23 protein-coding genes are annotated in these 21,880 nt (G+C 59.5%); 14 read left to right on the top strand and 9 right to left on the bottom strand.

Going from position 1 to position 21,880, the window contains the following annotated elements; all coding sequences use genetic code 11:
* Positions 1-18 precede the first annotated feature (18 nt).
* From ACZ5M5_RS22195 to ACZ5M5_RS22185, 3 genes are all read right to left on the bottom strand, one after another.
* Positions 19-1,164, bottom strand: coding sequence for a trans-sulfuration enzyme family protein (locus ACZ5M5_RS22195; protein WP_060741192.1), 1,146 nt, complete (start codon positions 1,162-1,164; stop codon positions 19-21).
* Positions 1,161-2,645: an AmmeMemoRadiSam system radical SAM enzyme gene (amrS, locus tag ACZ5M5_RS22190; protein WP_060741193.1), complete on the bottom strand. Its 1,485-nt coding sequence runs from the start codon at positions 2,643-2,645 to the stop codon at positions 1,161-1,163. The genes ACZ5M5_RS22195 and amrS overlap by 4 nt, the downstream gene beginning before the upstream one ends.
* Positions 2,646-2,746: 101 nt before the next feature.
* A complete protein-coding gene (locus ACZ5M5_RS22185) occupies positions 2,747-3,460 on the bottom strand; it encodes a YczE/YyaS/YitT family protein (protein ID WP_060741194.1) in 714 nt (237 codons plus the stop codon).
* 198 nt (positions 3,461-3,658) lie between these two features.
* On the opposite strand from ACZ5M5_RS22185, the gene ACZ5M5_RS22180 reads away from it, so the two are divergent.
* Complete coding sequence (locus ACZ5M5_RS22180) at positions 3,659-4,090, top strand: Lrp/AsnC family transcriptional regulator (RefSeq protein WP_060741195.1); 432 nt, start codon at positions 3,659-3,661, stop codon at positions 4,088-4,090.
* A gap of 129 nt (positions 4,091-4,219) precedes the next feature.
* Here ACZ5M5_RS22180 and ACZ5M5_RS22175 read toward each other — a convergent pair whose 3' ends face one another.
* Complete coding sequence (locus ACZ5M5_RS22175; protein ID WP_464738004.1) at positions 4,220-5,089, bottom strand: helix-turn-helix transcriptional regulator; 870 nt, start codon at positions 5,087-5,089, stop codon at positions 4,220-4,222.
* A gap of 300 nt (positions 5,090-5,389) precedes the next feature.
* Here ACZ5M5_RS22175 and ACZ5M5_RS22170 point away from each other — a divergent pair, with 300 nt between their 5' ends.
* The 12 genes from ACZ5M5_RS22170 (at position 5,390) to ACZ5M5_RS22115 (ending at position 15,660) form a co-directional block, all read left to right on the top strand.
* Complete coding sequence (locus ACZ5M5_RS22170; protein ID WP_008070254.1) at positions 5,390-5,584, top strand: Flp family type IVb pilin; 195 nt, start codon at positions 5,390-5,392, stop codon at positions 5,582-5,584.
* Between the two features lie 156 nt (positions 5,585-5,740).
* The gene (locus ACZ5M5_RS22165; protein ID WP_060741197.1) at positions 5,741-5,935 is read left to right on the top strand and encodes a Flp family type IVb pilin; all 195 of its coding nucleotides are present in this window, start codon (positions 5,741-5,743) and stop codon (positions 5,933-5,935) included.
* Between the two features lie 26 nt (positions 5,936-5,961).
* On the top strand, positions 5,962-6,492 hold the full coding sequence (locus ACZ5M5_RS22160; RefSeq protein WP_464738003.1) for an A24 family peptidase: 531 nt from the start codon (positions 5,962-5,964) through the stop codon (positions 6,490-6,492).
* A 2-nt stretch (positions 6,493-6,494) separates the two neighbouring features.
* On the top strand, positions 6,495-7,823 hold the full coding sequence (locus ACZ5M5_RS22155; RefSeq protein WP_060741199.1) for a P-loop NTPase family protein: 1,329 nt from the start codon (positions 6,495-6,497) through the stop codon (positions 7,821-7,823).
* Positions 7,824-7,838: 15 nt separating this feature from the next.
* Positions 7,839-8,654, top strand: coding sequence for a Flp pilus assembly protein CpaB (cpaB, locus tag ACZ5M5_RS22150; protein WP_060741200.1), 816 nt, complete (start codon positions 7,839-7,841; stop codon positions 8,652-8,654).
* 71 nt (positions 8,655-8,725) lie between these two features.
* Positions 8,726-10,042: a TadE/TadG family type IV pilus assembly protein gene (locus tag ACZ5M5_RS22145; protein WP_103310917.1), complete on the top strand. Its 1,317-nt coding sequence runs from the start codon at positions 8,726-8,728 to the stop codon at positions 10,040-10,042.
* Positions 10,043-10,050: 8 nt separating this feature from the next.
* Positions 10,051-10,530: a TadE/TadG family type IV pilus assembly protein gene (locus tag ACZ5M5_RS22140; RefSeq protein ID WP_060741202.1), complete on the top strand. Its 480-nt coding sequence runs from the start codon at positions 10,051-10,053 to the stop codon at positions 10,528-10,530.
* Positions 10,530-11,024, top strand: coding sequence for a TadE family protein (locus tag ACZ5M5_RS22135; protein ID WP_060741203.1), 495 nt, complete (start codon positions 10,530-10,532; stop codon positions 11,022-11,024). Before ACZ5M5_RS22140 ends, ACZ5M5_RS22135 begins: the two co-directional genes overlap by 1 nt.
* Positions 11,018-12,238, top strand: coding sequence for an AAA family ATPase (locus ACZ5M5_RS22130; protein WP_060741204.1), 1,221 nt, complete (start codon positions 11,018-11,020; stop codon positions 12,236-12,238). The genes ACZ5M5_RS22135 and ACZ5M5_RS22130 overlap by 7 nt, the downstream gene beginning before the upstream one ends.
* Positions 12,239-12,241: 3 nt before the next feature.
* Positions 12,242-13,684 carry a CpaF family protein gene (locus ACZ5M5_RS22125; protein WP_060741205.1) on the top strand — a complete coding sequence of 481 codons (1,443 nt, stop codon included), beginning with the start codon at positions 12,242-12,244 and terminating at the stop codon, positions 13,682-13,684.
* A complete protein-coding gene (locus ACZ5M5_RS22120) occupies positions 13,681-14,667 on the top strand; it encodes a type II secretion system F family protein (protein WP_060741206.1) in 987 nt (328 codons plus the stop codon). The genes ACZ5M5_RS22125 and ACZ5M5_RS22120 overlap by 4 nt, the downstream gene beginning before the upstream one ends.
* A 27-nt stretch (positions 14,668-14,694) precedes the next feature.
* Positions 14,695-15,660, top strand: coding sequence for a type II secretion system F family protein (locus ACZ5M5_RS22115; protein ID WP_060741207.1), 966 nt, complete (start codon positions 14,695-14,697; stop codon positions 15,658-15,660).
* Between the two features lie 907 nt (positions 15,661-16,567).
* Here the strand turns inward: ACZ5M5_RS22115 and ACZ5M5_RS22110 are convergent.
* The 4 genes from ACZ5M5_RS22110 to ACZ5M5_RS22095 all read right to left on the bottom strand — a co-directional run bounded on the left by ACZ5M5_RS22110 (position 16,568) and on the right by ACZ5M5_RS22095 (position 20,184).
* Positions 16,568-16,837 (bottom strand): DUF3613 domain-containing protein, encoded by a 270-nt coding sequence (locus tag ACZ5M5_RS22110; RefSeq protein ID WP_060741209.1) that lies wholly within the window; start codon positions 16,835-16,837, stop codon positions 16,568-16,570.
* A gap of 22 nt (positions 16,838-16,859) precedes the next feature.
* On the bottom strand, positions 16,860-17,573 hold the full coding sequence (locus tag ACZ5M5_RS22105; RefSeq protein WP_060743153.1) for a tetratricopeptide repeat protein: 714 nt from the start codon (positions 17,571-17,573) through the stop codon (positions 16,860-16,862).
* Between the two features lie 56 nt (positions 17,574-17,629).
* Positions 17,630-18,853 (bottom strand): type II and III secretion system protein family protein, encoded by a 1,224-nt coding sequence (locus tag ACZ5M5_RS22100; RefSeq protein WP_060741210.1) that lies wholly within the window; start codon positions 18,851-18,853, stop codon positions 17,630-17,632.
* 704 nt (positions 18,854-19,557) lie between these two features.
* Positions 19,558-20,184, bottom strand: coding sequence for an alanyl-tRNA editing protein (locus tag ACZ5M5_RS22095; RefSeq protein WP_060741211.1), 627 nt, complete (start codon positions 20,182-20,184; stop codon positions 19,558-19,560).
* A 90-nt stretch (positions 20,185-20,274) separates the two neighbouring features.
* Here ACZ5M5_RS22095 and ACZ5M5_RS22090 point away from each other — a divergent pair, with 90 nt between their 5' ends.
* Positions 20,275-21,273, top strand: a complete 999-nt coding sequence (locus ACZ5M5_RS22090) for a LysR family transcriptional regulator (protein WP_060741212.1) — start codon at positions 20,275-20,277, stop codon at positions 21,271-21,273.
* A gap of 168 nt (positions 21,274-21,441) precedes the next feature.
* Here the strand turns inward: ACZ5M5_RS22090 and ACZ5M5_RS22085 are convergent, their stop codons facing one another.
* On the bottom strand, positions 21,442-21,849 hold the full coding sequence (locus tag ACZ5M5_RS22085) for a PA2817 family protein (protein WP_003204309.1): 408 nt from the start codon (positions 21,847-21,849) through the stop codon (positions 21,442-21,444).
* Positions 21,850-21,880: the final 31 nt, after the last annotated feature.

The following is a 21,880-nucleotide window of genomic DNA, read 5'->3' as shown; positions in this document are numbered from 1 at the left end:
GTTGCTTGTGATGACACGCTAGGCAGGATCGAGTGAGCTTTTCTGATCGACCTTGCTTTCCATGGTTTCGAATGCCTGTAGCAGGTCCTCCTTGAGGTCTTCAATATCCTCCAGGCCAAAGCACAATCGAACCAGGCCTTTCTCGATGCCCATGTCCGCTTTTTCCTGATCCGTCATCGAGGCGTGGCTGCCACTGAAGGGCTGGGCGACCATCGAGGTCACGCAGGCCATTCCGGTGCCGGTGCCAAACCATTTGAGCGCGCTGGTGAACGTTTTGTAAAAGGGCACCAGATCGGGCCGAATATCAACAAACACAATGCCGCCATAACCGCTCAATTGCCGACCATCGATGCGTGGGTAATAGACATGCTCGATAAAAGGCAACTCGCGCAGATAGTTGAGCATGCTTGCTGTCGTCTGGCTGTGTTTTTCCATGCGCAGGTTGAACGTCTGCATGCTTCTGCGCAGCAACCAGGCGCTATTGGGGGTGAGTATCGTGCCTGAATAAAAGCGACCCTCAAGGAGACGGTTGTAAATCGTTTCATTGTTGACCAGCACCAGGCCGCCCATGACATCACTGTGTCCAGAGAAGTATTTGGTGGCGCTGTACAGGGATATGTCGGCGCCAAAATTCAACGGCTTCTGAAATATCGGTGTGGCCCAGGTATTGTCAACGACCACCAGCGCCTGCGGGTTGTGTTGCTTGACGGCCCTGCTGACCGCATGGATATCAATGTCTTTCAGGAAGGGATTGGTCGGCGTTTCGAAAATGACCATGTCGACGTTCGCCGGCAAGGCCTTCAGCCCCTCTGCCGTGGTGAGATCCAGAATCGTCAGGTGTGCGCCGATACGTGCCGCATAGCGCTGGAACAATTTATAGGAGCAGCCATAGATGTATTTGTTGATGACCAGCGAAGCACCCGGTTTCAACAGTTCCAACACCATGTAGATCGCGCTCATCCCGGTGCTGTAGGCCAGGGCATGTTCACTGCCCTCCAGGGACGCGACGACCTGTTCCAATTCCGTCACATTGGGATTGGCTTTCCTTGAATAGAAGAAGGCCGAGTCAGCGTTGAAAGCGCTGCACTGATAAATAGGCGTTACCGAAGGATGGGCGTCCCGGTCATCCACCTTGATATGAAGTATTTCAGTAGACACTTTCATGCTTGGCTGACCAGTTTGATGACCTGTTCATACATGTTTTGCTTACCCTCGTAACCCACGGTCGGGGTGATGTCATTTTGCGAAATACCGATTTCTTCAATCGACTCTGTCGGGAAGTGGGCCCTGTCGAAGACTTCATGAAGGTTCGAGTTCACGCCGTTGGGGAGCCAGACTTCAGGGCCTGTTTCATCGATGCGAGCCTTGGCAACGATGAATCGATAGCTTTCATGGGGGCGCAAGGTCAGTGATTTCCAATCGCTGTTGTGCCCGTCCGTATAATTGCGTCGCAGGTAGACGGTCTGTTCGAAGTCTTCGGTATTCAGCACTTGGGCGTGCAGCGACACGATGTCTCCGTGCCATTCGAACTTTCGCTTCTCGTAGGCGCTCAACGTGTCCTCGCGCAACTCGACAGGGGCGTTCGCCTGGTGTTCCCCCAGCAATTTGAAATGCGCATCATGTCCGCACTGAGAGCAGCATCCTTTGCTGTCCAGTCCGATGATTTCAGCGTTCAAGCCATAACGGGTGACGAGCAGGGCGTTACAGTGGTTGCAACTGGTATTAGTCCCTTCGACGTCATTCACGTTACCCAGGTAGACATGCTCAACGCCCATGCTCCGAGCAACGTCCCGAGCCTTCAGGAGCCTGTCCACAGGCGTACGGATGCTGTTGCTCATCTTGTAATCGGGGTGAAACCTGACGAAGTGCAGCGGTACGTTCGGGCCCAGTTCATCCAGGACCCACTGGCTGATTTTCCTCGCCGTCTCCTCGTCGTCGCTGATGTCGGTCACCATCAAGGTGCTGACCTCGACATATTTGCCGGCGTCATAGACTTTCTTGATGCCCGCCAGAACGGGCTCTACCCAGCCGGTGGTGACCTTGCGGTAGTATTCCGGGGAGATGGATTTCAGCGAAATCGAGAAAATATCGATGACCGGCAATAATTCATCAATGGCCTCTTCGCTGATGAAGAATGCCGATTTATAGAGGTTGATCAGGCCCGCTTCCTTGGCCAGCTTCGCTGTGTCGAGGATGAATTCGTGCCAGACAACGGGATCGTTATACGTCCAGGAAATGACGCGTATGCCGTGCTTGAGTGCAGTTTCCACCACCTGCTCGGGGGTGTAGTAGTAAACGTCCTTGTCGGTGACGTACTTGGCCTGCGATGTCTTCCAGTTATGACAGTAACCGCAGTTGAGCATGCAGCCGATATTACCCAGGGACAAGATTCGCTCCCCCGGGGCAAAGTGGAAAACGGCTTCGGTTTCGATTGTCTCTTCGGTGCTGTGAACGCCTTTACCGTAGTTCAATGTAACGAGCCTGCCCCCACGGTTTCCGCGCACTTTGCAAAAACCTAACTTGCCTTCCTGGATAACACAGTTGCGTGGGGAAAGATGACACTTGACAGCGCCCCCAGGGAGTATTTCTTCCAGTTTTGCCGGGCTGCTTTCCAAGGTCCAGTTTTTATTTTTTGTAGTGTCCATCTTTCACTCCTCATCACGGAAGTTGCCATCAATAGCATCGGTTAAAAAGTCGAGGCGAAACGATCCTGCTGCCCTGCAGGGCAGTCATAGTTGTAGATTTATTAGTAAGCGGATGAAGCGCTCATCAATCCATAGTTTTTAAGTGCAAAGCGCTTGGCATTCATGTTCATGAACGGTTGAATAAGTGGGCCGATCACCAGCAGAAATGCAATCGTGCCGATACCGAAGGGACCGCCTAAAAGCCAACCGCTCGAAAAGATGCCGATTTCAATAATCATTTTGGCTTTGGTGAACGACCAGTTCCATTTGGATACCATGGTCAATACCACCAGGTCCATGATCCTGATGCCGATACCGCTCATGATGATCAAGGCGGAGGAATAGGCACACAGCATCAGCCCCGAGGCCAATAACGCGTACTCATTCATTCTGACGATCAAATACTCCCCGAGCCCCAGCCACGACCAGAGATCAATCAGCAGCCCAGTCAGCGTCGTTGTAATGAAGGGACTTATCGGTGGGTATTTTTTGTTCCAGAGCACCCACCATGTCAGGAAAAACAGCGATACGATAGCCGAGCAAACGCCCATGCCCAGCATGAGTATTTTATCGATCGAGATGATCAGGACATCTAATGGGTCAGTACCCAGTTGGCTGATGATGAAACACTTGGCACCCAACGAAAAGAAACCGACGCCCATCAGGTACATCAGTAACTGATCTTTCTTGAAATGCCGGAGACTTAGGACTTGCGTGCCAATGTGCTGGACGAGCGGGTGAGGTTTTTTTTCACACTTTTTCTTTTCATCTTCCATGCGAACACCATCCCTGGAGAGAATATTTTATTATGAGTGCGTCACGCTAAAGAGCAGGGCCGTTGATTGCCCGGATTCTTTTCAGGTTTTTCAGGCTGGAAATAGACTAGCGCCATGCTTTATTTTGGTGCATGCTTTTTTTAATGAAAAACGCGGGCTTTTCATTAAAATTTATACTTTTAACCGGGGAAAACGCACATGGATCGTATAGACGTCAAAATCCTGGGTAAGGTACAGGACTGTGGTCGCATTTCCATCACAGAGCTTTCCAAGCACGCGGGGCTTTCTATTCCTGCCACCAATGACAGGTTGCGCAAACTTGAAGACTCCGGGGTCATCAAGGGCTATTGCGCGCAGTTAGATCCAACCAAGCTGGGGTATGGCATATCGGCTGTCGTCGGCATCACCACCCTCAAGCCGGCGAAAGCCAAATTGATAGCGACACTCACCGACATACCCGAAGTCGTCGAGTGCCTGCACATCACGGGGAATGACTCCTATCTGATCCGCATCTACGCCCGATCCATGGCTGAGATCGAGGACATTATTGCGAAAATCAATGCGTACGGTGAGACCCGAACCAGCATTGTCCTGTCCATTCCTATCGAGAGAAGAAAACTCGCCCCGTGAGTCAGGGCGCCTGTCGGGCAGGGGCGGGGAGTCGATCGACGAGGTCGCTCCCTGGCCATGGGCGTCCGGTCTAGCTCTGGCACGGGTGGGGATGCTTATAGAAAGATGGCGATAACGCTACAAAACCTTTTAACCCTCAAGGCTGTGCACCAGGTTTTCAATCGCTTCCAGGGCGGCCTCATCCGGTGGCTCCGGTGCCGGATGTGCGTTGCGCATCTGGTACGCGAGACGGTATTCACTGGGCGTGCAACTGGCGTATTGCTTGAAGGCGCGAGCGAAGTAGGACGGGTCCTTGAAGCCGGCCTCGTAGCCGATGCTGGTGATGGGCATCTGGCTGTTATCGAGCAACTCCTTGGCGAAGCTCATGCGTTTGTTCAGCACGTAGTCGGTGAAGCCGAGGCCATTGGCCTCCTTGAACACCCGGCTGAAACGAAACGTCGTCATACCGCAACGCTTGGCCAGGTCGCGCTGATCGATGCTGTCGCGAAAATGCTGGTCGATGTACAGCATGATGTGGCTGAGAGCCTGGTGCTTCTGGTGCCCGGCGGTCAGGCGAATGCTGTCCGGCAGGGTCGGGGAGTGGTCGATCTGCGAGGTCTTTGCCCGGCCATTGGCATTGTGGCGCAGCTCGCACAGTTGCACCACGGCGGTGAGGTAGCGCTTTTTCTCGGCGGCGGACAAGGGCAGCACCATGTATTCCCAGACGCTGGAGCGCATGGCCCAGACCGCCAGCTCTTCGGAGTGCTGCACGGTGAACATGGTGATGGGCGTGCCAGGAACGGTTCGTTTGATCTCCAACAGGCGTCGCAGGCCCGGTGTGTCCGGGCGGTCGAAATGGATGCAGATCATGTCGACCTGTTCCGCGCCGGGCAGCATGGCGTTTTTGGCCAGCGTGCAGTCGCACGTGTCCTGGAACAGGGAGACGAGTTCCTGGGTGGACCGGTCATGAGTCAGATCGACCCATAACAGCTTTGGCTTTGCAGTCGGATTGGACGCCATAGGACGACTACCCACAGGTGCTTGCTGCCCTTTAGCTAGCAGTATTGTCACTGTGCCATCATTTCGCCGAATAAATTTTTATAAAAGTCCGATCGTTTAGCGCCATCCGTCGTCATGGGACGCCCGTTCGCACTGTCCCAGTGCTGGATTTCCCGCCCCGGCGCCTGTCCTGTCCGGCGCAAAAAAATCCTAGCGATGTGCAAAATCCTCCTAACGGCACTGACCACCTGCTGACTAGGGTTGCATCAGGCAGTTCGCAATGTACTGCCCTTGATAAAACAACCCGATGAGGTGTGCGAAATGACTCTTCAAACAATCAAGGCTTCGGTGCTGAAGTTCGCCAAAGATGAAGATGGCCTGACCATTGTGGAATACGCCGTGGCCGGTGGGTTGATCACCGTGTTGGTGGCTGCCGCGTTTGTGCTTCTGGGCGGTGCCGTGAACACCAAGATCCGTGCGCTGTGCCAGGCGGTCAACGGCAACGTTGCCTGCTGAAAGCGGCAACTTGCAGTGAAGGGGGCACGGTCACTTTCAAGGAAAACCGCTTGCGACTCTTATGCAGTGAGTACAACGAATCAATCAAATGGACTTCGCGCTGTCCCCTCCAACCAAGTTCGTAACAGTACTTCTGACCCGCGTGAGGTTCATGAAATGACTCTCCAGACAATAAGCAACTCGATCAGCAAGTTCGCCAAAGATGAAGACGGCCTGACCATCGTTGAATACGCGGTGGCGGGAGGCTTGATCACGGTGTTGGTAGCGGCGGCTTTCGTCCTTCTGGGCGGCGCCGTGGATACCAAGATCCGGGCACTGTGCCAGGTCGTCAATAGCAACGTCGCCTGCTAACGAAAATCCCCCCAGGGAGACGCATCATGTCCATGGAACTGCTGGTGTCGACGGTACTGCTGCTAGGACTGCTGGGTGTGGCGGTGGTGAGCGATCTGCTTCGCCACCGTATCCCCAACACATTGGTCCTGTTGGGCCTTGCTCTGGGCTTGGCCGGCCAGGTGTATACCGGCGGGATCGGTGGCCTGGGCGACAGCCTGTTGGGCATGCTGATCTGCTTCGCGCTGTTCCTGCCCATGTACGCCGTCGGTGGCATGGCCGCCGGTGACGTCAAGCTGATGACCATGGTCGGCAGCTTCCTGCCTTTTTATTACGCACTGTGGGCGGCGCTGTTCAGTCTGATCGCCGGCGGTGTGTGCGGTTTCCTGATCGTCCTGGCCCGCGGCCAACTGCTCCAGACCCTGGGACGCTACTGGTTGATTGTACGAGCCCAGGCCTATCTGGCGCCGACTTCGGATGAAGTGGCGGGCAAACCCTTTCCCTATTCGATTGCGATCCTGATCGGCACTTTGAACAGCGTTTACTGGCAACTGGTTGCCGGCGGCTGGGGAGTCTAGTCATGCACGTCATCAACGATAGCGATGCCTACCCCAGCGAACGGGAAGCGGTACAACGCCTGGCACCCCAGCCATGCACCATTCGCGACACAGGCCTGACCGACAGTTTCCTGGGTGAACTGGTGTGCAAGCATTTGCATGACGCCGGTGTGCTGGACATGTCGCGGCTGGTGGAGCGCCTGGCGCTGACCGGCGCGGTGTTGGAGGAAGTCCTGGCGTTCCTGCGCAAGGACGGTCGTGTCGAAGTGCTGGGCCAGTTGGGGCAAACCGGTGGGCAGACGCTGCGTTATGGCCTCACCGAGCGCGGCCGCAGTTCGGCCCGTGATGCCCTGGCCCGCAGTGGCTACATCGGCGCGGCGCCGTTCCCGGTGAGTACTTATCGCTCGCTGATCAAGATCCAGACCATCCACCACGGTCGCATCACCGCCAAGGACATGAACCAGGCCTTGGCCGGCCTGGTGCTGAGCCAAGGCATGCTCGACCAGTTGGGCGTCGCCCTGAATTCCGGGCGGGCGATCATGATCTACGGGCCGGCGGGCACGGGTAAAACCTATGTCAGCAGCCGATTGATCCGGCTGTTCGCCGAGGCCATCTGGGTGCCCCATGCCATCGTCATCAACGAGTCGGTGATCGAGATCTACGACCCGCAGGTGCACCAGCGCCTGGACGACAATGGCCAAGCGAACAACCTGATGCTCAACGAAGGCATCGACCGCCGGCTGCTGTGCTGCAAACGCCCGATCGTCATCACCGGCGGCGAGCTGAGCATGGAGCAGTTGGACGTGCGCTACGACCCGTTCACCCGGCAATACCAGGCGGCGTTGCAGCTCAAGGCCAGCAACGGCCTGTTCATCATCGATGACATGGGGCGCCAGCGCATGGCCCCTGCGGAGTTGCTCAATCGCTGGATCGTGCCGATGGAGGAGAAGCGCGACTTCATCAACCTGGGTGGCGGTCGGCATTGCGAGCTGCCGTTCGACCTGGTGCTGGTGTTTTCCACCAACCTCAATCCCCTCGAACTGGCCGACGAGGCTTTTCTGCGGCGCATTGGCTACAAAGTGCAGTTCGGCTACCTCAAGCCCGAGGATTACGAACGCATCTGGCGCCAGGAGTGCGAGCGCCTGGGCATCCCGTATGACCCGCTGTTGGTGCGCTATGTCCTGCAGCGGTTGTATGCAAGCGAAGGCATGCCGCTGGTGCCTTGTCATCCTCGTGACCTGTTGAACATGGCGCTCGACCGCCAGCGTTACCTGGGCGGTTCCGGCCCGCTGTTGCCGCAAGAGCTGGAATGGGCCTGGCACAACTACTTCGTTCAGCTCGACTTCCTTTGATCTGGAGATACCGACATGAGCTCTCGTACGCTTCCGCTGATAGGCGTTTCCCTGGTAATGGGCCTTGGTGCCGCATGGATGGCTGACGCCTGGCTGAGCGCGCGACTCAACGCGTCCCCCGATGATCATTTGCGAAGCGTGGTGGTCGCCACGGTGGAAATCCCCTTCGGGCAAATGGTCGAGGCCCAGCAAGTCACCACGGTGCGCATGCCCATGGACACGATCCCGGACGACGCTTTCGATGCCAGCGAACAGGCCGTGGGCAAGATCGCCACCTTCGACATCCTGCGCGGCGACATCGTGCGGGGCGCGCGTCTGAGTGAGCACTTGGGCGGCAGCACCCTGGCTTCGCTGATCGCGCCGGACAAACGCGCCATTTCGGTCCGCGTGGATGATGTGGTCGGCGTGGGGGGCTTTCTCTTGCCGGGCAATCGGGTCGATGTATTGGCGACCAAGACCACCAGCGCCGGCAGTAACAGCGCCACGTCCCGGACTATCCTGGAAAACCTGCGGGTGCTGGCGGTGGACCAGACGGCGGGCACCGACAAGACCCAGCCGGTGGTGGTGCGGGCCGTGACCTTGGAAATGTCGGCCACCGAAGCCGAAGCGCTGGTCACGGCGCAAACCGAAGGCAAGCTGCAATTGGCCTTGCGCAACCCGTTGAACCTGGAGAAGAAGGCCGTGGCCGTTGCGCCGCCAGCCCCTGCGCCGGTCATGGCCATGGCGGCCGCCCCGGTGCCAAAACCTGTGGTGCAACGCAGTGCCAAGCCGCAAGGCGGGGCGATCACGCTGATCCGCGGCGTTGAAAGCAGCGTGATCAATGTCCGCTGAATGACGCCTCCATGCCAGGCCCGTCCGGGCCGTGGCGATGCCGATCCTCAAACGTTGTAGATGAGGGCTCGATGATGAATGCCAATATCCGGCGCCAGGGAGGGGCGGTGAGTGTACTGATGGTGATCGCGCTGGTGGCGATTTCCATGATGGCGGCCTTGGCCCTGGATGGCGGGCACATGCTGCTGAACAAGACGCGCCTGCAAAATGCGGTGGATGCCGCGGCCTTGGGCGGCGCCAAGACCCTGAGCCAGGTGAGTGGCGGCATCAACATGGCCAGCACCACCCGCGCGGCGGCCCTGGACACGCTGAACAGAAATGCCAACGCCGCCGGCAACACCGAACTGGCCACCGCGGTCGCCGGCAACCCGGGCGCGTTTGCCGTGGTGGAACTGTCCAGCAGCGTCTACGGCCCGTTCTCCTATCCCGGGCCTGCCGATGCCAAATACGTGCGGGTGTCGGTGTCCAGTTATCAATTGAACGGTTTTTTCTGGAGTTTCGTGCAAACGATGGGCAGCGCCGGCTTGGGCAACAAGCGCGTGGCGGCGATTGCCACGGCAGGTCCCAGCCCCACCTCGCCTTGTGACCTGGCACCGTTGATGGTGTGTGGCGATCCCACTCAATACAACCCTGGCGCCGGCAACTTCTGGGGCTACCAATTTGGCGACCTGGAGGTCTTGAAAACGGCGGCGGGGAACACATCGCCCATTGGGCCGGGCAATTTCCAATTGCTGGATTTCGGCTCAGGCGGCAGTGCGGTCCGGGAGGACCTGGCCGGCGGTGGCTCGGTTTGCCGCAGTGTCGGGAGCAACGTCCAGACGGCGCCGGGGAATAAAGCCGGCCCTACTTCCCAAGGCTTGAACACGCGCTTCGGTATCTACAATGGTCCGGTCAGTTCTTCGGACTACCCACCGGACCTGGTCACGGCGTCAGGCACTCCGGCGATCACCTACAACGATGCGCTCTCCCAGGCGCAGTACAAAGGCCAGTCCGTCACCTCGAGCAACGGCGATCTGTCGGCGGGCGGCGAGGCGATACAGGACTACAACGACTGGCGGGCCAAGGTCGCCGCCTGTGTGGCGGGAGGCGCCAGCGGTTGCCAAAGCAACGGGGTTTTCGAGCGTCGGATGTTGAAGATCGTGATTGGCGATTGCGCCGGGAAACTGAGCGGCTCGACGTCGATTCCAGTCTTGGGGTTCGGCTGCTACTTCGTCGTGCAGCCAGTGGACGGCGGTGGTTCGGAGTCCATCATCTTTGGCCAGTTCGTCCAGGAGTGCGAAGGCGACAACGTACCCGGTCCTACACCCTCCACCGATGCCGGCCCGCAGATCATCCAGCTCTACAAAACCTATCTCAACGGCAGCGGCACTCCGAGCACCGACTCGTAGGAGGCGTCATGGGACTTTCTCAGTTCAAACCCGCGCAAGCCCAGCAAGGCGTGGCGCTGGTGGAGTTCACCCTGGTGCTGCCGTTGTTGCTGTTGTTGCTGCTGGCCTTCGGCGAGTTCGGCCGCATGCTCTACCAGTACAACGTGCTGTTGCAGGCCAGCCGCGATGCCGACCGTTTCGTCGCCAGCCAGGCCTGGAACTCCACCCTTGGCACTGTCGCCTTGGGCAGCACGCTCCTGACCCAGACGAAAAACGTCGCGGTGTATGGCGTGCCCAGCGCGACGGGAACCGCTGTGGTGTCAGGCTTGACCACGGCGAATGTGCAGGTCGCCGCCGAGGGTATCGACCATGTGCGCGTCACCATTACCTACACCTTCTGCCCGGTGATTGGCGCGGGCAACTGCGCGGGTTCGATCCCAGGTTTCTTCGGCAATGCCATTCCACTGGGCATCCAGTTGGTGGCGACCACTGTCATGAGGGCGCTGTGATGAATCACAAGCACATGCGCGGCACTTACATCGTGGAGTTCTCCTTTGTGGGCTTGCTGGTGTTCATCCTGCTGTTCGGCGTGGTGGAAATGGGCCGGCTGTACTTCACGGTCAATGCGCTGGATGAAGCGGCGCGCCGTGGCGCGCGGCTGGCGGCGGTGTGCAATGTCAGCGATCCGGTGGTCTTGCGCCGGGCCATCTTCAACGCCGCGACGGACGCCGGCACCAGCCAACTGATCAGCAACCTGGCGACCTCGAACCTGGCGCTGACCTACCTGGACGTCAACGGCGCCGTGGTAGCGAACCCCACCGACACGTCCGGCGCCACCGGCTTTCGAGCCATTCGCTATGTCCGGCTGAGCGTGCAGAACTTTGTTTTCAACCTGTTCATTCCCGGCTTGGGCGTGCCCATTACCTTGCCCACGTTCAGGGCAACCTTGCCACGCGAAAGCCTTGGGCGTCATTCCGATTCCGGGGAGATCACACCATGCTGAACACCAGGGAAAATCCGCTTTCGACCACCACCGGCAGAGCCGGGCTGCGGATACTGATCAGCAGTCGCGATGCTACGTCCCTGCGCGACCTGCAATGCGTCTGCCAGCGCATGCCTGGCCTTGAGGTCAGCACGCGCCTGGTCAGCAACGGCCATGTCGATCCGCTCTACGGCCTGGACCGCATGCCCGACCTGCTGCTGTTGCGCGTCAGCCATCTGTGGCGCGAAGAACTGTCGGCGTTGCTGCAACGTCCGGCCCATGAACGTCCGCCGATGCTGGTGTGCGGTCCCTTGGGCGAGCAGGAGGGCATGCGCCTGGCGATGCAGGCCGGAGCCCGGGATGTGCTGCCCGAACCCATCGCCGACACGGAATTGGTGGCGGCGCTGAATCGCCTGGTGGCGGAAGTCCGTCTCGGCAACGGCAACGAAGGGAAGCTGGTCGCGGTGATCAGCGCCAAGGGCGGCTCCGGTGGAACCCTGGTGGCGTGCAACCTGGCCCAGCAGCTCAGTGCCCGGGCAGGCAATACGCTGTTGCTGGACATGGACCTGCAATTTGGCAGCGTGACCCATTACCTGGACGTGTCGCAGTCCCACAGCCATCTGGAAGTGCTGCAGCAGATCGATGAGATGGACAGTGTCGCGCTGCGGGGTTTTTGCAGCCACTTCAGCCCGACCCTGCACGTCCTGGGAGGCCGGGCCGGTGAGTTGTGCCTGCCCCAGGATGCCCAACCCGAACAGCTCGACGCCCTGTTGCAACTGGCCCGCGCCAGTTATGACTGGGTGGTGGTGGACCTGCCGCGGCAGATCGATCACCTCACCGGCTCGGTGCTGGAACAGGTGGACCGGGTGTACGTGGTGGTGCAACAGAGCGTCAGCCACCTGCGTGATGCCAGCGCTCTGGTGCGGATCCTTCGCGAAGACCTGGGCGTGCGCGGGGAGCAGTTGCAGATCGTGATCAACCGCTATGACAAAAACGCCGCCGTCAGCCTCAAGGACATCGGCGAGGCCCTGCGCTGCGCGAACCTGTCGAAATTGCCCAATGACTTCAACCTGGTCAGCCAGAGTCAGAACACTGGCGTGCCGTTGGGGCTGCATGCGCCGAAGGCGGCCATCACCGCTGCCCTGCGCGATTTGACCGAAGACCTGGTCGGTCACCAGATGGCCACGGACAAGGGCCTGCTTAAACGTGCCTTCAACCGTTTTTTCGGGGGATGACCCATGATCAGCGACTTTCGTAACCGCTTGCGCAAACAGCCCGCCAAACCTGTTGCCGCCGCGGGCGCCCAGCCCGGCGATGGCTTGCCGGACCCGACGGACGCCTTGATGGCCTGGGAGCAGGCCATCCCCGACGTGCTGTATGAAACCCGCAGCCAGGTCACGCCGGTGGAGGCCGAGTGGCGGGAAAAGATCTACCAGCAGCTGCTCAAGGTCATGGACCTGTCGTTGCTCGATGCCCTCGAGCAGGCCGAGGCCGCGCGGCAGATCCGCGATATCTGCCAGCGCCTGCTCGAGGAACATTCGGCGCCAGTGAGTACCGTCAGCCGGCAGTTGATCATCAAGCAGATCACTGACGAGGTGCTCGGCCTCGGGCCGCTGGAACCGCTGTTGGCCGACCATAGCGTGTCCGACATCCTGGTCAACGGGTTTGCCTCGGTCTATGTCGAGCGCTTCGGCAAGCTGCAACGCACCGACGTGCGTTTTCGCGACGATCAGCATTTGCTGAATATCATCGACCGCATCGTGTCCAGCCTGGGGCGCCGTATCGACGAGTCTTCGCCGTTGGTGGACGCCCGGCTCAAGGACGGTTCGCGGGTCAACGCGATCATTCCACCGCTGGCCATCGACGGTCCGAGCATGTCGATCCGGCGCTTCGCCGTGGACCTGCTCAACACCGACAGCCTGATCCAGGTAGGCACGATGACCCCGGCCATTGCCTTGCTGCTCAAGGCTATTGTTCGCGGGCGCCTGAACGTGCTGATCTCCGGCGGGACCGGCAGTGGCAAGACCACCATGCTCAACGTGCTCTCCAGTTTCATCCCCCACAACGAGCGCATCGTCACCATCGAGGATTCGGCCGAGCTGCAACTGCAACAGCCCCACGTGGTACGCCTGGAAACCCGGCCATCGAACATCGAGGGGCGTGGCGAGGTGAGCCAGCGGGAGTTGGTGCGAAACAGCCTGCGCATGCGCCCGGACCGGATTGTCATCGGTGAGGTGCGTGGTGCCGAGGCGATGGACATGCTCACGGCGATGAACACCGGCCACGACGGTTCGCTGACCACCATTCACGCCAACACCGCACGGGATGCGCTGGGGCGAATCGAGAACATGGTGTCGATGACCGGGGCGACATTTCCGATCAAGGCCATGCGTCAACAAATTGCCTCGGCCATTGATGTGGTGATCCAACTGGAGCGTCAAGAAGACGGCAAGCGACGCGTGGTGAGCATGCAGGAGATCAACGGGATGGAAGGGGAGGTCATTACCATGACCGAAATTTTCTCTTTCGTGCGCCAGGGCATCGGCGAGCACGGCGAGGTGCTCGGGGAATATCGGCCCAGCGGCATGATCCCGGCCTTCCGCGATGTGCTGGCCAAGCGCGGCATCGAGTTGCCGCTGACCTTGTTTCGCCCTGAGTGGATGGAGGGCCGCACGTCATGAACAATATCCCCAGCGAGTTCATCCTGATTTTCCTTGGCATGGTGTTCATCGCCGTGTTCCTGCTGTCCCAGGGCGTGGTGGTGCCGGTGTTCGGCGAAGCCGGCAAGATGCGCAAGCGTATTCGCGGGCGCCTGCATGTGCTGGAGAAGGCCAACCACTTGCCCAACATGCAAACCGTGTTGCGGCAGAAATACCTGACGCGGCTGTCCCCCCTGGAAGCCCGCCTGGAACAACTGCCGTTCATGGCCAACCTGACGCAACTGATCGAGCAGGCCGGTCATGAATACCGGGCTTATCGGGTCATGCTGCTCGGTCTGGTCCTGGGGGTGGCGGCCGGTGCCTTGGTGCTGATGGTCTCGCCGGTCTGGTGGATGGCGCTGCTGGCGGCATTTGCACTGACCTGGGCGCCGGTGTTGAAAATCCTGCGTGACCGCAATAAGCGCTTCGCCGCGTTCGAGGAAGGTTTGCCGGATGCGCTGGACGCCATGTGCCGGGCCTTGCGCGCCGGGCACCCGTTCAATGAAACCCTGCGTCTGGTCGCCGAGGAGCACAAGGGGCCGGTCGCCCAGGAATTCGGCATGACGTTTTCCGACATCAACTATGGCAACGACGTGCGCCGGGCCATGCTCGGGCTGCTGGAGCGGATGCCGAGCATGACGGTGATGATGCTGGTGACCTCGATCCTCATCCACCGCGAGACCGGCGGCAACCTGACCGAAGTGCTGGAGCGCCTGAGTCGGCTGATTCGCGGGCGTTTCCGGTTCCAGCGCAAGATCAAGACGTTGTCGGCGGAAGGGCGCATGTCGGCGTGGGTGCTGGTGGCGATCCCGTTCGTGCTGGCGATCGCCATCGTGCTCACCAGCCCTAGCTACATGCCCGTGCTGATCAATGACCCCATAGGGCACAAGCTGATCATCGGCGCGTTCTGCGCCATGTTGATCGGGATTTTCTGGATAAGAAAGATCATCCGGATCCAGGTTTAAGCGCTGTTGCGCCGAGAGGTTTCTGTCATGGACTTTTTGCTCGGATTGTTGAGCCGGTTGACCGGTAACGAAGAACTGGCACGGCTGTTGTTCATCGCCGCGATTGGCCTCAGCACAGTGCTGGCGGCCGTTGCGCTCCTGCTATTGATGCTGGGCCTGCAGGATCCGGTGCAGCGGCGTCTGGCGCTGATCAAGCGTGGTTATGCTGGCAGCACGGTGGGGCAGGAGGCGCCCAGTAACCTGCAACTGCTGTTGGAGCGGATCGGCCAGCGTTTTGCTTCCACCGACCAGGCCCACACGTCCGCCACCCAGACCTTGCTGACCCACGCCGGTTACCGGTCTGCCTCGGCGGTGCAGATGTATTGGGCCGTGCGCCTGATGTTGCCGTTGTTGCTGGTCGGCATTGCGTTGTTGCTGCTGCCGATGGTCAAGGTTTCAGTGGCCATTGGTCTACTGGCGGTAACCCTCATCGCCGGTATTGGCTGGTTGCTGCCGGCGATCTACGTCGGCAAACGCAAGCAGGCGCGCCAAGGCCGGCTGCGCGCGGCGTTCCCGGATGCACTGGACCTGATGGTGGTCTGTGTCGAGTCGGGCCTGGCCTTGCCCACGACGATTGAGCGGGTGGCTGAAGAGATGTCGGTCAGCCAGGTTGAGCTGGCCGAGGAACTGGCGTTGGTCAATGCGCAGATCCGGGCGGGCATCACCAGTACCGAGGCGCTCAAGCAACTGGCCGTGCGCACCGGCCTGGAGGACATCCAGGGCCTGGTCAGCTTGCTGGCGCAAAGTATCCGTTTTGGCACCAGCGTGGCCGATACCCTGCGGATCTACGCCGATGAGTTTCGCGACCGGCGTACCCAGGCCGCGGAAGAAATGGGCGCCAAGATCGGCACCAAGCTGATCTTCCCGCTGATCTTCTGCCTGTGGCCGAGCTTCTTCCTGGTCGCTATCGGCCCGGCCATGATCGGCGTGTTCAGGGCCTTCGGGAATATGTAGACCTCCCGTGCCCTGCCGCAAGTCCATTGTGGGAGCGAGCTTGCTCGCGATAGTGGTTTGACAGTCCATGAATGTGTTGGCTGTCAGTCCGCCTTCGCGAGCAAGCTCGCTCCCACAAGTGATCTGGGGTGTTCATGAGTCTTGTGCTCAGCACCGGCCCATTGTGGGAGCGAGCTTGCTCGCGATAGCGGTGGTTCAGTCAATGAAGGTGTTGGCTGTCAGTCCGCCTTCGCGAGCAAGCCCGCTCCCACAAGTGATCTGGGGTGTTCATGAGTCTTGTGCTCAGCACCGGCCCATTGTGGGAGCGAGCTTGCTCGCGATAGCGGTGGTTCAGTCAATGAAGATGTTGGCTGTCAGTCTGCCTTCGCGAGCAAGCCCGCTCCCACAAGTGATCTGGGGTGTTCATGAGTCTTGTGCTCAGCGCCGGCCCATTGTGGGAGCGAGCTTGCTCGCGATAGCGGTGGTTCAGTCAATGAAGATGTTGGCTGTCAGTCTGCCTTCGCGAGCAAGCCCGCTCCCACAAGTGATCTGGGGTATTCATGAGTCTTGTGTTCAGCACCGGCCCATTGTGGGAGCGAGCTTGCTCGCGATAGCGGTGGTTCAGTCAATGAAGATGTTGGCTGTCAGTCCGCCTTCGCGAGCAAGCTCGCTCCCACAAGTGATCCTGGGTGTTCATGAGTCTTGTGCTCAGCACCGGCCCATTGTGGGAGCGAGCTTGCTCGCGATAGCGGTGGGTCAGTAATGAAAGTGGTTGAATGTCAGTTCGCGATCGCGAGCAAGCTCGCTCCCACAGGTTTACTCCTGTCTGCCGACCGCTCAAACCAAAAGACCACAGCCTCCGGGAGTGCCTACATCGAATCGAATGCAGGCACTCCCGGAGGCTGTGGTCTTTCGTTTGCCGCGTGTTTCATTTGCTGCTGGTGATTTCTCCACCCGAGTCCTGGTCAAAGAACTCCGGGATCGGGTAGTTGAAGCTGTTGAGCCAACGCTGCATGGCCATCTCGCGTTCGGCGGCCGAGGCGGTTTGCAGGTTGGTGGAGGCCACCACGCCGCGAATCTGCAGTTGCATCCAGCTCTCGGTGCCTTGCTGTGCGGCCGAGGAGGGGCCTGGCTCAATGGCCCAGGCGGCGGTGGACAGGCTCACCATGCACACGATCATCAATTGTTTGGTCATCATTTCTTGAACTCCTCGTAACGCTCTACTTGACCGCGCCGGTTGAAGCATCGACGACCTCGGCCAGGTGGTTGGCGGGTGACGTCGCTGCCTGAGTGGCCGAACCCCTGATTTTTTCCGCACGGGCTTGGGCATCTGCCACTTGCTGGGGGCTGAGCTTGGCCATGTTCGCGAGCTCGGCGGCCTGCTTCCAGTTGTCCTGGTAAATCAGCAGGGTCACCATGTTGAGCGCGGCCAGCGTGTCGGACTGCTGGAGCTCCATGGCGGTCATGAACTCGAAGCGGGCTTCTGAAATGCGTCGCTGATTGAGGTAGACAACCCCCAGGTCATTGCGGATCTTGCCTTCGGTCGGGGCCATCTTCGCGGCGCGTTCGAGGTATTGCGTCGCGGCCGAATTGTCATTCCTGGCGGCCGCCAATTGACCCAGGCCATGCTCACCGTCAGCGGCCAGGCATGTCCCCAGCAGGCTTTTGTACAACGGTTCGGCCTCGTTGCGGCCCATCAGGCGCAGTACCCGAGCCTTGCGCAGGCGGACCTGGACCAAGTCTTCGGGCAAGCGTTCGAGGTTCGCCAGGCTGGCGTATAGACGGCCCTCGTTGGCCATGTCTTCCGCCATGTTCAAGGCCAGTTCCTGGTCGGCTCCGGGCTTGGCGCAATCGGCTGTGCGTGAAGCCACCACGCCGCTGCTGGCACAACCGACAAGCATCAAGGTCGCCGCTAATGCGATCACTGTTTTCATGGAATACCCCTTGGCGAACCGTTGGACGTCGCACGCGTTGCACACCAGGCGCCGGCTCATTGGGAAAGCCCGCTGCGGTTGTCGAACTCGCCATGTTCGAGGAAGTACATACGGTAGAAATTCGGGTCGTAATTGCGCAGTTGCTCACCCGGCAAGGTCGGCAGTTGCGCGTCGGCCGCCAACGGTTGGACCAGGTGCGGCGTGACGATCATCAGCAGTTCGCGCTCTTCGCGGTTGATGGAGTTGTCACGAAAGAACGCGCCGAGAATCGGCACGTCGCCAAGCCCTGGAAACTTGTTCACCTGGGCGCTGTTGCGGGTGCTGATCAGGCCGCTGATGACGAAACTTTCGCCATCGGCCAGGGCGATGCTGGTATCGGTACGGCGCACGGTGAGTGCGGGCACCAATGTCCCGGCGATGTTCACCGCGTTGGTGAAGTCCAGCTCACTGACTTCCGGTGCCACCTTCAAGGCGATGCGATTCTTGCCAATGACGGTGGGGGTCAGGGTCAGGCGTATACCGAATTCCTTGTACTCGATGGACACATTGTCGCTGCCGGCACTGGGTACCGGAATCGGCACTTCGCCGCCGGCCAGGAAACTCGCGCTTTGCCCGCTGAGGGCCACCAGGCTCGGCCGCGCCAGGGTATAGGCAAAACCGCTGCCTTCCAGGGCGTTGATCATCAACAGGGTCTTACCGGTGGCGAAAGACAGGTTGAACATGTCGTTATTGACCGGCAATGAAGGCCGGACAACGCCGCCGATGGTGGGCAAGGTCCTCGGCGAGCCGAACAGGAAATTGCCACGGCTGCCGAAAATCGACGTCGAGGCTTCCTTGAGCTTGGTCCGGCTGACTTCAACGAAACGGATGTCGGTCTGTACCTGGGCGAGCAGCATCGGGTCTTCGGAAGGCATGCTCGCAGCGCCCGTCAGCGCCTCAGTGGCCCGGCCTTTGACAAAGACCATGCTCTGGCGCGGTATTTTCGAACAGTCGGTCCAGACCATCAGGCTGGTGGCGCCGGGCGCCAGGCCCGTGAGGATGAAGGCATCGCTGCCACTGGGTTGCACATCGGCAATTTTCGGGTCGCCGACAGCCAATTTCGTCACGGGTGCGAGGATACGCAGTTCGCTCTGGAGCCCTTGGCCGACCTCGAAGGTCGCCGGCAGATTGTCCAGTTGCGAACAATTTGCCGCAGCGGCCTGAGCCGCATCCAGGCCAAGGCCCATCCAGAACAGGCCATGAATGAAATGTTTTAAAACGGGGGCGGTGCGCTGGGTCATGAAGTGATCCTCGATAGAGAGGCCATCCTTAGGCTTAACCAGTGCCACGGATCACTTGAGAGGCCCGGGCTGCCCCTTCTATTTCATCCAACCCTTCAGCGGTCCGGGCACAGGCCTCATTGCTACAAGCAAACGGGCGCATTACACCGGCCTGACCGAACGGCAGGCAGCTTACGAAAAAGCTTTATGGGAACCGGAATATCCGGGTTGTCGAGCAAGGAGACCGATGTCAATCAGGTCGTCTGAAGGGTGATTTGACCCTGCCTTGTTCTCGCTTCTTTTTGAAGGTAGTTCAAGCATGGCAAAGCGCCACGCCTCAAACAAAAAAAACGACTAAAAAGTGACGGAAGGAAAATTGGTGATCAAGTGGCCGTCAATAATTTGTCTTTTGCGTGTTTTTTGCGTGACAGATTTACATGAGAAACAGGGCCGCCTTGCGACGAAAAAATCAGGATCACCCAGTGGTGTATATTTTTTACGGCTTAGCGCTGGTGCTCTCCTGCAAGCGCTATCAGCAGCGCCTCAGGCTGGTCTGGCTCGTGGAGCAGACCTTTCCCGTGGTGGGTTGTGGAGAAACATGAAGGGTTACCTGGGAAGCAGAACGCGCCGCTGATCGAGGTACTCGACGCCAAGGACCGGGGGCCGATCCGTCTGGATCGAGTAGGCCTGAGAGCCGCGGGCCAGGCTGCTGGCCACGGCGGGTATCAGTCCACGTGGTAGTGAACCGACAAGGTGCCTTTCTTTTGTGAAAGCGAGGCGATGGTGACTGTTCCCAGTTCCTGCAGGCACCGTACGTGAGTGCCGCCGCAGCCATAGGCGCACAGCTCACCGAAACCGACTTCTCGCGTGCCTTCGCGCAATGCGATCAGGCGAGGCAAATCCTCGGCAATCCACTCATCGATGCCTTGCTGGATGATTGATCTGTCCAGCTCCTGAGGATTTTCCCCTGGCTGGAATTGCACACGGCTTTCGCCGGGCCAGTGGTGGGCCTTGATCGGTTTCCAGCCACGGCTTTCGGCAAAATGGCCGATCAGGTGCCCGGCCGAGTGCAGGCGTGAATTCAGCCGCCGCCGCTGCTCATCCACGCGGATCGTGGCCATGCCCGGGGCTACTGGGCGGTCGACGTAATGAATGATCTGTTGCCCGTCCTGAACGACGCGCAGTACTTGGCCGTCGTCGATCCATCCGGTGTCGCAGGGCTGCCCACCGCCCTGGGGGTGGAACAGGGTGGCGCGCAGCACCACGGCGAATTCGTTTTCCTGGGGGCTGCAGTCCAGGACTTCCACGTTGGCCTTGAGGTCATCGCTATGGAAAAAAAGGCGAAGCGTCATGGTCCATACCCACATCAGAAATTGTGACGGGATTATAGGTAGCGTGTAAAAGGGTGATAATCCGTTCAAATTTCAAAGGACTGTTGCGTCATGAGCACAAATCTACCGTTGCCGTTGCTCGCCGAAATGGCGGTCTTCGTCAAGGTCGTGGAGACCGGCAGCTTTTCCGAAGCGGCCCGCCAGTCAGGCTCATCGCCGTCGGCCATCAGCCGCAGCATTTCTCGCCTGGAGAAAGCCCTGGCGACCCGATTGCTGCAGCGCACCACCCGCAAGTTGCGTTTGAGCGATGGCGGGGAAGAGGTGTTCAAGCGCTGCCAGGAGATGGTCGCCGCCGCTCGGTCAGTGATGGAGATCAGCGGCCAGTTCACCCAGGAAGCGGAAGGGCGCATCCGCGTCAGCGTGCCCAAGGCAGTGGGGCGTTTCGTGATTCATCCACACATGCCTGAATTTTTGCGCCGTTATCCGAAGGTCGATGTGGAGTTGTTCCTGGAGGATCGGCCGGTCGACCTGATCGATGATCACGTGGACCTGGCTATCCGGATTACCGATCAACCATCAGCCGGGCTGGTGGGGCGCCAGTTGCTGACCATTGACCACCTGCTTTGTGCCACGCCGCAATACCTGGCGGAACACGGTGTTCCCACGCATCCCCACGATTTGCTGGAGCACAGTTGCATTTACTTGGGCGAAACGCCCAATGACGCGCGTTGGAAATTCAAGAAAGGCAGCAAGTCGGTCACCGTAGGCGTGCGCGGACGCTATGCGGCCAATCACACGGGGGTACGGTTGGGGGCGGTCTTGCAGCACATCGGCATCGGTAGCCTGCCGTATTTCACCGCCCGTCACGCCTTGGAACAGGGGTTGATCGTGCAGGTATTGGCCGACTGGACGTTCCTCGCTTCGTACCACGGTGGCTTGTGGTTGCTGCATTCGCCGACCCGCTACCTGCCGCCGAAGCTGCGGGTGTTCATTGATTATCTGGTGGAGTGCCTGGCGAAGGAGCCGACTTTGAACAAGGTGGCGGGAGGAGGGCGTTCCAGCAAGGTCGCGGCGCACTATGAGTTGCCGGAAAGTGACGGGTTGTTCTGACGGGCCTCATCGCGAGCAAGCTCGCTCCCACACTGGCTGCGGTTGATCATGACTTTCTGTGGGAGCGAGCTTGCTCGCGATGAGGCCCGTCCAGGCAACACATTTGGGCAAGGCCAAAAAAAGGCCCGCCGGTTTAACCGTGCGGGCCTTTTGCATGACGGATCGCAATCAGTGCTTGCTGTCCTGGTCCGACATCGCCAGCAATTGCTTTTCCTGGTTCCAGTCGAAAGGTTCGTCGTTTTGCTCGGCTTCGAAACGACGTTCTTCCAGGGCCTGGTACAGGGCGATTTCTTCGTCAGGCATGTAGTGCAGGCAGTCACCGGCGAAGTACCAGAGCAGGTCGCGAGGCACCAGGTGGGCGATCTGTGGGTAACGCACGATCACTTGGCACAGGAGGTCCTGGCCCAGGTACTGGCTTTCGATTGGGTCGACGGGCAATTGCGCGCGCAACTCGTCGAAGCGCTCCAGGAACAAGGCGTGGCTTTCTTCGGGCACCTGTTCGGCCTCACCCACGGCGACCAGGATGCTGCGCAAGTGGTCAAGCAAGACAAGGTGATCGGCAACGACATTGGACACGAGATAAGTCCTCAAGAGCAAAACGGGCGCA

The organism is Pseudomonas sp. Van50 (assembly GCF_055390755.1).
This window is presented reverse-complemented; position numbering and strand designations above follow the sequence as displayed.